8 protein-coding genes are annotated in these 12305 nt (G+C 53.4%); 4 read left to right on the top strand and 4 right to left on the bottom strand.

The window, feature by feature from the left end:
- Positions 1–688 precede the first annotated feature (688 nt).
- Positions 689–1645, bottom strand: a complete 957-nt coding sequence (locus tag HPO_RS19020) for a LysR family transcriptional regulator (protein WP_206742196.1) — start codon at positions 1643–1645, stop codon at positions 689–691.
- Between the two features lie 71 nt (positions 1646–1716).
- On the opposite strand from HPO_RS19020, the gene HPO_RS19015 reads away from it, so the two are divergent.
- Genes HPO_RS19015 through HPO_RS19005 form a run of 3 tightly spaced genes read left to right on the top strand, consistent with a single transcriptional unit; the run spans position 1717 to position 6348 of the window.
- Positions 1717–2829, top strand: coding sequence for an acyl-CoA dehydrogenase family protein (locus HPO_RS19015; RefSeq protein WP_051612846.1), 1113 nt, complete (start codon positions 1717–1719; stop codon positions 2827–2829).
- Entirely contained in the window at positions 2826–4427 is a 1602-nt protein-coding gene (locus tag HPO_RS19010; protein ID WP_035602658.1) for a carboxyl transferase domain-containing protein, read from the top strand. Before HPO_RS19015 ends, HPO_RS19010 begins: the two co-directional genes overlap by 4 nt.
- Before the next feature lie 4 nt (positions 4428–4431).
- Entirely contained in the window at positions 4432–6348 is a 1917-nt protein-coding gene (locus HPO_RS19005) for an acetyl/propionyl/methylcrotonyl-CoA carboxylase subunit alpha (RefSeq protein ID WP_035602654.1), read from the top strand.
- A 71-nt stretch (positions 6349–6419) separates the two neighbouring features.
- On the opposite strand, the gene HPO_RS19000 is transcribed toward HPO_RS19005, so the two are convergent.
- From HPO_RS19000 to HPO_RS20120, 3 genes are all read right to left on the bottom strand, one after another.
- Positions 6420–7490, bottom strand: a complete 1071-nt coding sequence (locus tag HPO_RS19000; protein ID WP_206742195.1) for an NAD(P)H-dependent flavin oxidoreductase — start codon at positions 7488–7490, stop codon at positions 6420–6422.
- Between the two features lie 443 nt (positions 7491–7933).
- The gene (yghU, locus tag HPO_RS18995) at positions 7934–8818 is read right to left on the bottom strand and encodes a glutathione-dependent disulfide-bond oxidoreductase (protein WP_422120105.1); all 885 of its coding nucleotides are present in this window, start codon (positions 8816–8818) and stop codon (positions 7934–7936) included.
- Positions 8819–8961: 143 nt separating this feature from the next.
- A complete protein-coding gene (locus HPO_RS20120) occupies positions 8962–11334 on the bottom strand; it encodes an acyl-CoA dehydrogenase family protein (RefSeq protein WP_051612845.1) in 2373 nt (790 codons plus the stop codon).
- Between the two features lie 218 nt (positions 11335–11552).
- On the opposite strand from HPO_RS20120, the gene HPO_RS20430 reads away from it, so the two are divergent.
- On the top strand, positions 11553–12254 hold the full coding sequence (locus tag HPO_RS20430) for a glutathione S-transferase N-terminal domain-containing protein (protein WP_084324456.1): 702 nt from the start codon (positions 11553–11555) through the stop codon (positions 12252–12254).
- The last annotated feature ends 51 nt before the right edge of the window (positions 12255–12305 follow it).

Genomic DNA, 12305 nt, shown 5'->3' with positions numbered 1-12305 from the left:
CCGGCAAACCCGGCGCGGTTCACTTCCACTACAATCTGCCTTTCGGTCAGAAGGGCGGTTTCAGACTTAATCGTAAATGTCTCCAGTTTTTTCCCGGAGGAGCTGATCTCAAGCAACATTCTGTACGAGGCGAACCCGTCTCCGCTATTCACAGCGCCGCGGATATCTGACAACGACGGTTCTGCGCCATTCGCGAAGAGTCGAGGGAGCTGAGATCGCCTACTATTTCACTATTTCTCGGGTGAAGGGAATGGTTGTACACAGACGAATCGACTGAGGCACTATCGTATCTGCAGACTTTGTATCCATCGAAAACGCCACATATACCGCTCAAGCAGCCGAAATGGCTGGTGAGATTTTTCACCAAGATTGTTCGAGCGGCGGCGTCTTTCATGGCGTCGTTCGTTTCCCACCATCTTTGTTTCCGCATTATCGGATGGAAACTTTTACGTCTCCGCAAGCTCCGGATCTGAATGGTGTTTCATGTCATTTCGCCAGAGTTTCAAGGCCGGTGCCTGCTCGCGCTTCTTCGTGTCCTAGTGCTCGGTTACTTCTAGCTCTGGGGCATGCGTGCGCCAAACGTGCTTAAGCACACATGCCTTCGTCCGGATGGTCTCTGGGACCAGATTGGAAATATCGGATCTGGCCGTTGCCCGTTATTTAACGCTATCCATCCTGCCGCGCCGCCTCACGGCTTGCTACAGTTGATTTCACCTACGCCAGCCTTCGATATCGTGTCACGCAATACCTGCAAAGACCCTGACCGTGCACGCTCGGAATTCTCTTCAACGTAGCAGAGCCCCAACTTACGCGTCACATCAAAACCCGTCAGCTTTGCTTGCCAGACCCCGGGCCAGGTATGGGACCGCGGCGTAACAGTAACGCCAAGGCCAGCTGCGACCATCGCCAGGGCTCGGTCATCATGAGACGAGCGATAGGCAAAAAAAGGTCTCACGCCTCGTTCGAGGAAATACCGGCTAGTTTCTGACAGCGCTTCGCATTGCCGACGCACGATCATAACGCTTTCCGCGAGATCATCAGCCGACAGAGACAAGAAGCCGGCTTGAGGATGAGTCTTTGGCAAGGCAGCAACATAGCCTTCCTCGAACAAAACCTCCTCTCTGAACCTGTTACCGCCGCGCTTTACGATGGTGAGCGCAATATCAATTCTTCCGCGTGAAATGCTGCTAAGAATCTCGCGCTCGGACCCTTCCACCAGCTCAATACGTTGGAGAGGATCAGCTTCAATCATTTGGCGAACAGCATGCTGCACCATCTTCGAGGAAACCGTGTTCAATATGCCAAGCTTCAATACCGGTGATGGCTCGATACCTTTGACAGCGGCAGCGGCGCAATTGAACTCCCTCTCGATCCGACGGGCATAAGGGAGAAACTTGGTGCCCGCCTCGGTAAGGTTCACACGGCGGTTATTGCGATGAAAAAGGGCTGCACCGATGAGTTCTTCCAGTTTTGCAATGCCGACGGACAGGGTCGGCTGCGAGACATTCGACCGCTGGGCTGCACGAGAGAAGTTCCCACTGTCCACTACGGCAAGGAAATACCTGATGAGATACCGGTCGATCATAGATATCGTATATGCTATGCCTACATCTAATTCAATTTTACTAATTTGAACGCGGGTCATATCTGCCCCTGAAGTAATCTTCAGGTGCTGATGTGACCCATTTTGATTTTTCGCTCGGCGAAACCGCGGGAATGATTCGCGAAACCTGCGCCCGTTTTGCGCGGGATCGACTACAGCCCATCGCTCAAGAACTGGACCGCAGCGATGAAGCGCCGCACTGGATTTGGAGGGAGATGGGAGAGCTAGGGCTTCATGGCATCACAGTCGAAGAGGCCGATGGCGGATTGGGGCTTGGTTATCTCCATCACGTAATTGCGATGGAAGAGATTTCGCGGGCTTCAGCCTCCATCGGCCTGTCATACGGCGCTCATTCAAACCTTTGCATCAACCAGATCCGGCGCTGGGCGAGCGCGGAACAGAAAGCGCGCTACCTCCCCCAGCTCATATCCGGGGATCATGTTGGCGCGCTTGCAATGTCCGAGGCCGGCGCCGGTTCAGACGTCATGAGCATGTCCCTTAAAGCCAGAAAAATCGAAGGCGGTTACAAACTTGATGGCGCCAAGTTCTGGATCACCAACGGACCTATCGCAGACACGCTTGTCATCTACGCCAAAACCCGTGCGGCCAGCGATTCAGCCAGCGTGACTGCATTCATCGTCGAAAAAGCGTTCAAAGGGTTCTCAGTGGCTCGCAAGCTCGACAAGATGGGTATGCGCGGTTCGTATACCGGCGAACTTGTCTTCCAGGATTGCTTTGTTCCGGACGAAAACGTCCTCGGAGCGCCAGGACAAGGTACCGGCATCCTGATGAGTGGACTGGACTATGAGAGGACGGTTCTCTCAGGTGGTCCAATCGGGATCATGCAGGCCTGCATCGATACGGTCCTGCCTTATGCACGCGACCGCAAACAGTTTGGCCAATCGATCGGCAACTTCCAACTCATCCAGGCCAAGCTCGCTGACATGTATGTCGCGCTCAATTCCTCCAGAGCCTATGTCTACGCAGTTGCCAAGGCCTGTGATGAAGGCCGTACAACGCGTTTTGACGCGGCGGGCGCGATCCTTATGTCGAGCGAAAACGCTGTGCAAACGGCGATGGAAGCCATTCAGGTTCTGGGCGGGGCCGGATATACGCGCGAATGGCCGGTTGAGCGCTTCCTGCGCGACGCCAAGCTCTATGACATTGGCGCAGGCACAAATGAAATCAGGCGTTTCCTGATTGGCCGGGAGCTGATGAGAGGATGAGCGGCCCTGTACTCAAAACCAGCGTGACCGCTAGCGACCCATCATTTGCCGCCCATGTAGAACACAATACCCGGCTCGTTGCAGGTTTGCGGTCCGACATTGCCAAGGCCGCCCTGGGCGGCGGCGAATTGGCGCGGGAGCGCCATGTGTCTCGCGGGAAACTACTGGCTCGCGACCGCGTCCGTCGCCTCCTTGACCCCGGATCACCGTTCCTGGAACTATCCCAGCTCGCCGCCTATTGTGTGTACAAGGACGATGTTGCGGCTGCTGGAATCATCACTGGAATCGGAAGGGTCTCGGGACGACTTGTCATGATCGTCGCTAACGATGCGACGGTGAAGGGAGGGACCTATTTTCCGCTCACGGTAAAGAAGCATCTGAGAGCGCAGGAAATCGCGCTCGAGAACCGGTTACCCTGCATCTATCTGGTCGACTCCGGCGGCGCTAACCTGCCGCACCAGGATGAGGTCTTTCCGGACCGAGATCATTTTGGCCGAATATTCTACAATCAAGCAAACATGTCAGCGCAAGGCATTCCGCAGATAGCCTGCGTCATGGGAAGCTGCACCGCAGGCGGCGCTTATGTACCTGCGATGTCGGACGAAACGGTCATCGTGCGCGAACAGGGGACAATTTTCCTGGCCGGCCCTCCCCTCGTGAAGGCAGCAACCGGTGAGATCATTACAGCTGAAGAGCTCGGCGGAGGCGAAACCCACAGTCGCCGCTCCGGAGTCACAGACCACCTTGCCGAAAACGACGAACACGCCCTGACGATCGTTCGCGATATTGTCTCGACACTGCCAGCCAATCATGCACCCAATATTGCCCTCAGCGAGGTCTGCGCGCCGCTTCTCCCCGCCGAAGATATTTATGGCGTTCTGCCCCCCGATCTTAGAACACCATTCGAGGTGCGCGAGATCATCGCGCGCCTGGTTGACGGGTCGGAGTTTCATGAATTCAAATCGCTGTTTGGAACAACACTGGTTTGCGGTTTCGCAAAGATCTGGGGAATGCCTATCGCCATACTGGCGAACAATGGCGTGCTCTACTCCGAAAGCGCCCAGAAGGGTGCTCACTTCATCGAGCTCGCCTGCCAGAGGCAGATCCCTCTCCTCTTCCTGCAGAACATTTCCGGCTTCATGGTCGGCGGCAAATATGAGGCTGAAGGTATCGCCAAACACGGCGCCAAGCTTGTCACAGCCGTAGCGACGGCCCAAGTGCCAAAAATCACTGTGCTGATCGGAGGAAGTTTCGGGGCAGGCAATTATGGCATGTGCGGGCGTGCATATCAGCCTCGCTTTCTTTTCACCTGGCCCAACAGCCGTATCTCCGTAATGGGCGGCGAACAGGCCGCCAGTGTTATGGCAGCTGTTCATCGGGACGCAGAAACGTGGTCAACTGACGAGGCGGAAGCGTTCAAGGCACCGATCCGCGCCAAGTTTGACCGGGAAGGGAGTCCTTGGCATGCTACCTCACGGTTGTGGGACGACGGAATAATTGATCCCGCGCAAACGCGCGATGTGCTAGGGCTCGCTTTTGCAGTCACTCTCAATGCGCCGATCCCGAAGCGTGCCAGCTTCGGCGTTTTCCGGATGTAGGACGATGCTCAAATCCATACTCATTGCCAATCGCGGGGAGATAGCCTGCCGTATCATGCGGACGGCCAGACGGCTCGGCATCAGGACAATCGCCGTTTACTCGGACGCTGATGCCAATGCGCTGCACGCCCGTACAGCGGACTTCGCAGTCCATATCGGCCCATCTCCCGCGGCAGAGAGCTATCTCGCGGGAGACAGGATCATCGCCGCGGCGGTGTCTTCCGGAGCGGAGGCAATTCATCCAGGCTATGGCTTTCTCTCCGAGAATGCCGCCTTCGCAAACGCGGTCATTGCGGCCGGTCTGATATGGGTCGGGCCAACGCCAGAAAGCATGCGGGCGATGGGGCTGAAGGATGCGGCAAAGAAGCTGATGCAGGATGCCGGCGTGCCCACGACACCAGGTTATCTCGGCAACGACCAGACGATCGAGCGCCTCAAGGCCGAGGCTGGCCAGATCGGCTATCCTGTGCTGATCAAGGCTGTTGCGGGTGGTGGCGGCAAAGGTATGCGAAAGGTCGAAGCAGAGGCCGACTTTGCCGGCGCGCTTTCGGCCTGTCAGCGTGAGGCGAAAGCTGCCTTCGGCAATGCACATGTGCTACTTGAAAAGTGGATCACAGATCCCCGTCACATCGAAGTGCAGATATTCGGTGACCGACATGGAAACATGGTTCACCTGTTCGAGCGCGACTGTACCCTGCAGCGGCGACACCAAAAGGTCATCGAGGAAGCGCCTGCTCCCGGTATAAATGAAAAGACTCGCATGGCGATATGCGAAGCTGCGATTCGCGCCGCCAAAGCCGTAAAATATGTGGGTGCCGGCACGGTCGAGTTCATAGCGGACGGATCCGAGGGGCTCCGTTCCGACCGTATCTGGTTCATGGAGATGAACACTCGACTGCAGGTCGAACATCCGGTCACGGAGATGATTACTCGCACGGATCTGGTCGAGTGGCAGTTAAGGGTGGCATCAGGAGAACCACTGCCTAAGTCGCAAAACCAACTGTCGATAGAGGGCTGGGCGATGGAGGCACGGATTTATGCGGAGAGCCCTGCGACTGGCTTTCTTCCGTCCACAGGACGACTTGAAGTGCTCGAGTTGCCCACTTCACCCGTGCGGGTTGAAACGGGAGTTTCTCGGAACGACATTGTTTCTACGTATTATGACCCAATGATTGCAAAACTCGTGACACACGGAAAGAGCCGCGACGAAGCACGCGCGGAACTGGCAGAGGCCTGCAGCAAGGTCGCTACCTGGCCGGTCGATAATAATGCGGGGTTCCTTTCCAGATTGCTGCGGCAACAAGCGTTTGCAGATTTCGACCTTACTACAAATTATATAGACACGCACCGCGATCGCCTCGTGGCGCCGCCAGCTGTGTCTCAAAACTCTCTGTCGCTTGCTGCGAGCCAACTCGTGCGCCAGGTGTCGCTGTCAGCGTCAGCCCCGTGGAAGGCACTTTGCGGCCTACGGTTGGGAGCGGCGCCCGATCTGAATTGCAAGATCCTGATCGACGGCAGCGTTTCGACAGCTTCATTATCACTACCGAATGAGCGAGAGGAAGCCTACTGCTATTCGCTCGGAAAGGGATCTCTCCTCCTTGTCCAAAACGGATGGCCCTTTATTGTAAGCGCCGCAAGGCATGACGCCGCAGCGACAGCGACGGGCTTAGACGGCGCCATTGTTTCACCCATGCCCGGCCGGATTGTATCCATTCATGCTCGCAATGGCGATACCATAGAAGCCGGAAAAGTTCTGGTAAAACTGGAAGCGATGAAGATGGAGCACGCATTGGTCGCGCCCTTTGGAGGGAAGGTTTCCGACGTTGCTGTTATGCCAGACTCCCAAGTTGCCGCGGGGCAATTGCTCATGATGATTACAGCCAAGGATCAGGCCCGAACGGATGCTCCGATCACAACATAAGCAATCATCATTTCGCTTACGCTTACATTTCGAGACAATCACATGCAACCGATACAATTTGTGTACCGACTTTATTGCCGGAAGCGTGCGGCATTTGGGCCCTCTGAGGTCCCGCCACCCATCTCCTGCGTGTCACCAAACTGTGGCAAGGAACAGGCAAATTCGTATTCACTTTTTAAGCGCGCAATCAAGGATTTCGTGCTTGGAACATCATTTATCAAATCCAAAGCTTGCCCGGCAGACCAAATGTCGCGCCAAGGCTTTATGTGGATTGGAAGATGATCTGAGCGCATCACCTTACCTGCCAGATCGGGCAATTTGTCCAAGTCTATGCCCACCCTCTGCATTGAAGTGATCAACCAGTTGGCCGCAACGCCAGATACCTTATCCGTAAATATAAGATCGGAAGAGGTCCCGTTCACCAGCATGTCCCAGTATGCTAGGTCTACTTTCGCTTCTTTAGTTGCGATGAATCGCGTGCCCATGTATGCGAGATCGGCTCCCAGTATTTCTGCAACCCGAATAGCCCCGCCAGTTGCGATGCATCCAGCCATCAGTATAGTTCCATTGAAGATGGAGCGAACCTTGGGGACGAAGACGAGCGGGCTCAATCCACCTGAGTGCCCCCCTCCACCGGTGGCAATACACGTAAGTCCGTCAGCGCCGGCTCGAATTGCTTTCTCCGCAAAGCGCATACTCACAACATCATGGAAAACCAATCCACCCCAGTCGTGCACCTCGCGGATCAACTCGGAAGGATCACCTGTCGCACTGATAATAATCCGGACGCCGTATCGCTTACAAACGGCAAGGTCGTCTCGCAGTTCCGAAGCAGGCCGACGGGTCGCAAGATTGACAGCGACTGGGCCGATCCTTTCTTCGGGAAATTGCTCTTTGTAGGCCCTTAGCTCCGCTTGTATCTGGCTCAACCAGGATTCGAATTCCTCCATAGTCCCGGCATTCTGCCGGGGAACGCAACCCATGACACCCGCTTTGCAAGCTTCGATGACGAGTTCCGGACCGGTAACAAGAAACATTGGCGCGCAAACAGCCGGCAAGCTGAATTGTGCTTTGAGCGTTGGATCAAGGGGCAAACTGAACTCCGAAGCTTGATGTGCAAAGTCATCGAACTTGTTGCACAAGTTTTACATCTTCGCGCACGACCTGAATTTGAACCATCTTGTGTGCTGGCATTGTTAGCTCGTAAATGCATTGCTTTTAGGATTCTTCCCAAGTTCAACTACCAACAAGCTTACCCTTCGAATCGCGCAGAGCATCGAGCTCATCCGTGTCAGAACTAAGTTCTCGATAGCCTATAATTTGTGCTTATGCTGTACACAGACCGAACGAACTCACACCACAGTTTTCAAAACTGGCGACTTCCTCCCTTTGCCCCAATCAATCGAGCACTTAGCCCTTACAGAAGAGACCTGCGCGGCATAGAAGCAAGCTAGCAGTACTCAACAATCACAAAAAAGTGGGCTGCATTGGGCAAAAGATATCGAGTCCGTGACGGGACCTCACTTTCATCTCAGATAGCTGGACGTCATTGGTTTCGACCAGAATAGCGATGGCGGCGTTTGTTCTATGATTTTTTTCCAGAACTTTGAATTTTGTCCTCGGTTCTGGTGTAAAAGTCAGCCGCGTCATGGCGTTCACGCAACTGCTCTTCGAGTGGCCCTTTCACACGATTGACCATTCGTCCTCTTTTTACCGCTGGCCGCGCGCCAACGGTTTCAACCCATCTTCCTAAATGGTGATAGCTAGATACGTCCAGAAAATCAGCGGCGCCATAAAGCTCTCCGCGCACCAAGCCACCATACCATGGCCAGATTGACATATCCGCAATAGAATATTCTTCACCTACGACGTACTCATAGTTCGCAAAGTGCTTGTTCAACAGATCAAGCTGCCGTTTCGTCTCCATAGCAAATCGATTGATTGCATACTCGATTTTGGTTGGCGCATAAAAGTAAAAATGCCCAAATCCACCTCCCAAATATGGCGCGCTGCCTACCTGCCAAAACAGCCAGGACAAACAAGATGTTCTGTCCTTAAGATTGCGCGGGAGAAAGCTGCCGAACTTTTCAGCCAGATACAGCAGAATTGATCCTGACTCGAATACACTCACCAGCTCATCACCACTCCGATCCAGCAACACGGGGATCTTCGAGTTCGGATTTATCTCCACAAAGCCTGATGAAAACTGATCACCTGTCGAGATATCGATCAGGTGCGCATCATACTCTGCCTGCTCAAGCGACAGCTCCTGCAACTCCTCCAGCATGATTGTGACTTTGATGCCATTTGGAGTACCCTGAGAATACAACTGAAGCGGATGCTTGCCGACTGGCAAGAGCTTCTGATGTGTGGCACCGGATTCGGGCCTGTTGAGGTGAGAGAACGGCCCACCATTCTCCTTGTCCCAAGTCCAAACATCCGGTGGAACGTATGCTTCCTTCTTGTTAATGTTCATGCCTCCAGTCGAGATTGTACACGCCAGCTCCTCATTTTAGCTACCGGATTCACTTTCGGCTACATTTCAGCCTGATATGGGGTGATTGTTCCGAGGATATGAAAATTAATTGTGCCAGCGGGATCGAACTCATCAGACTACAGATTAAGCAGGCCTCTGGCGAGGTTGTTTTTACGTACTTCCTGAGTACCGCCAGCGATAGTAGAGGCAAGTTGCGCGAGGTAATACGGCATGGCCATAAGCGAGTGCAGAGGCCCAACAGGCATTGCGCCTGAACCCAAAGTTCTTGCATCTTTTTGGTAGGGCCTTGAGTATTGGCCTGCTGCCCGCATGACCATCTTGTTTAGTTTATGTCCTACTTCCCGGCTCCGAATTGTTACAATTTCACCGAGCTCCAACGGAGGCTGTCCTGCGAGAGTTGCAGCAATGATCTGCTCGTCCAAACAGGCAACGGCTTTGATTTCGAGTAACATCTCTGCAAGGGAGCGTATCGTAGTTTCAGAATCCAAAAGTTTGCCCCCAAGTCCGTCTGGCTCAGCCTTCAACAGGTCACGCAACCTCCAAAACATCTGCTGCAACGAAACACCCACACAGACTGAGAGGCCATGTTCAAACTGAAGAAGGTATCGGACGATACTCCAACCCTCATTCTCCCTCCCCAGAAGGCGCGCCTTCGGAACACGTACATTCGTGAAAAACACTTGATTGAAATCTTCGTCTCCCGCGATAGTCCTAATTGGCCTAATTTCAATGCCAGGCGTGTCGAGATCAATCAGCAATACTGAAATTCCCATTTGCTTCTTCAATCCCCGCCCCGTGCGTACCAAACAAAATATGCGGTTCGCGTGTTGAGCAAAGGTGGTCCAGATTTTTGACCCGTTGAGAATGTAAGAGTCTCCGTCTGACGTGGCATCCAGTTGAAGAGCAGCAAGATCCGATCCTGCTTGAGGTTCTGAAAATCCTTGTGCCCACCAATCAGTGCCGTTCAAAATCGCTGGTAAAAATTCTGCTTTTTGAGAGCCGGTGCCGAACTTCATAATACAAGGCCCTACCAGATCACGCCCCATGTTCATGGACATCGGGGCATCAGCTCGCAGGCATTCGACGCTCCAGATGAGCTTTTGAACGGGCGACCAGTTCACGCCGCCATACTCGACCGGCCAGTGCGGCGCCCCCCAGCCTCGCTTCGCAAGAATTTGATGCCATTCGCAACCTTGTTCGAATTCAGCAAATGCCCAAGCCGTATAGCGCGCAGAAAGGCGCATATCGTCTGACAGATTCTTCTCGAGGAAGGATTGAACGTCGGCCTGAAACCCAACCTCAGCTTCATTGAGTTTTCCGAAGAAATCTGCCGAGAGGACGCCCGAGTGATTCCGCAAATCAATCAGTCTTGCGAAGCGGTTTGTATGGTGCGCGCAATCTCCTCCAGTTGTTTCAAGAGCAACAATTCGGCGGACATAGTGTCCGACATCCAACTCGTCTGTCATTCCAATTGCGCCATGAAGCTGAATGGAATTTGATGAAACAAACTCCGCTTCTTTGAAGACTTGCACTTTGGCGGCGGAAACAGCTTCCGACTTTTGTAAGCTCTCTGCCTCAATTTCCCTGGCGGCGCGCACAGACAATGCAAGTGCGTGCTCGTAAGCAATTCGCATATCAACGAGTTTATGCCTCACGACCTGAAACTGAGACAAGGTATTTTCAAAGGCACTTCTTGTTCGACAATAATCTATAGTCCGCTGGTTCAACTCCTTCATGGCACCGACACATTCAGCGCACATGGCAGAGGTCGCGTCGTCCATTACCCCTTCAATCAATTCATACGCTTCGCCGGATTTGCCGATCATTTGATATGGCGTTACTGCAACATTGGTGAGCACCACTTCAGCGGCCCGCATCCCATCGACGGTCCGGTACGCACGCTGTTTCACACCCTCCGCATTCGCATCAATCAAGAACAGGGAAATTCCTGCGCTTCCAATTTTGTCTCCAGCGATGCGGGCAGAGATCAAAATTTTGTCGGCTTGAGGCGCCCCCAGAACAACCGACTTGGCGCCTGAAACAAGAAAGCCCTCGCCAGTTGGAATCGCAACTGTTCCCACGCTCGCAAAGTTGTCGCGGCTGTCATGCTCAATCAGCCCAACAGCACATATCAATTCGCCATTTATAATCTTCGGAATCAGTTCTGCTTTTTGCTGCTCGCTCCCCCCGGCTTTGAGCAAGCCGCCAAAAACAACTACGGTGGGAACAAAGGGCTCAACAACCAGAAAGCGGCCAAACGTTTCCATGACTATATGAACGTCTATCGCTGTTCCGCCAAAACCTCCGTATGAGGGCGGAAATGTAAGTCCAAGCACGCCGAGTTCCGATAAGCCCTTCCAAATTTCGCGACTGAACCCTTCTTCTGAATCGACAATCGATTGGCGCTTTTCAAAAGAATACTTCAACAGCAGGAACTTCGTTAGGCTATCACGGAAGATAGCCTGATCTTCACTATATGAAATGCTCAATTACTCACCTCATCCTGGCTGAAATTTTTGACCTGAAAGAGGCACATGGCGCCTCCAGATCTATTGATGATTCATCATCATAGCCTCGCTTGAATTTTCGGGCGAGATCACTCCCAAAATCACGCATATGCAGTAATTGATGGTCACAACTTGCCCGCTCGCATTTCATCGTGCTCCCTGTCTTGGATAATTTGTTCCACAAACCGAAAGCCTGATTGATGTCTGCTTCCAAGACGACACAGAACAGACTTAAGCTCGTAATCGCAAACCGTCAGTGGTCCGCTTGGTCCTTGCGGGCATGGTTGATTCTCAAAGCGACCGGGGCGCCATTCGAAGAAGAGCTGATTGAAGTCGAAGCCACAGAAGGGCGACAGTTCAGTCCGCAAGCAAAACGCGCCTTCATCACCAAGCTTGGCGAAGTCTCACCAAACGCTCGCCTTCCGGTTCTTTGGCATAATGATTTGCTTGTTTGGGATACTGCTTCAATTGCCGAGTATTTGAATGAATTGTATCCAGAGGCAAACCTCTGGCCCTCAGACCCAGTCAGCCGAGCGATCGCGCGCTCTGTTACGGCAGAAATGCACTCCTGCTTCCTTGCCCTGCGCCGCGAGTGTCGCATGGATATTTTCTTGCGAACGAATTTCGAACTTCAGGATGAAAAATCCCACAATGACGTACGAAGGATGGTTCGGCTGTACAGCTCGCTCAGGAAACGCTTCAAAGATCGCGGAGCGTTCCTGTTAGGACCATGGTCGATTGCAGACGCATTTGTACTGCCGGAAGCTACCAGACTGCGATCTTACGGAATTTCACTGCGTGAACACGGTGACGAAGATGGTATAGCTCAAGCGTACAGTGATACGCTACTGGCCACGCCTCACTATCTGGAATGGGAAGGTCTATCTGCACCTGTCGCGTAGCGACGCGCTTGGGATTTGAAGTCAAGGTTGTCCGTCGTCATGTATTTTGAG

The organism is Hyphomonas polymorpha PS728, from assembly GCF_000685315.1.
Taxonomy (GTDB): Bacteria; Pseudomonadota; Alphaproteobacteria; order Caulobacterales; family Hyphomonadaceae; genus Hyphomonas; species Hyphomonas polymorpha.
The sequence above is the reverse complement of the archived record's forward strand: the minus strand, read 5'-3'. Positions and strand labels throughout refer to the sequence as shown.

Coding starts and splice junctions, on each gene's coding strand:
- HPO_RS19020 (WP_206742196.1), bottom strand. CDS start 1,645: ATGACCCGCGTTCAAATTAGTAAAATTGAATTAGATGTAGGCATAGCA.
- HPO_RS19015 (WP_051612846.1), top strand. CDS start 1,717: ATGATTCGCGAAACCTGCGCCCGTTTTGCGCGGGATCGACTACAGCCC.
- HPO_RS19010 (WP_035602658.1), top strand. CDS start 2,826: ATGAGCGGCCCTGTACTCAAAACCAGCGTGACCGCTAGCGACCCATCA.
- HPO_RS19005 (WP_035602654.1), top strand. CDS start 4,432: ATGCTCAAATCCATACTCATTGCCAATCGCGGGGAGATAGCCTGCCGT.
- HPO_RS20430 (WP_084324456.1), top strand. CDS start 11,553: ATGTCTGCTTCCAAGACGACACAGAACAGACTTAAGCTCGTAATCGCA.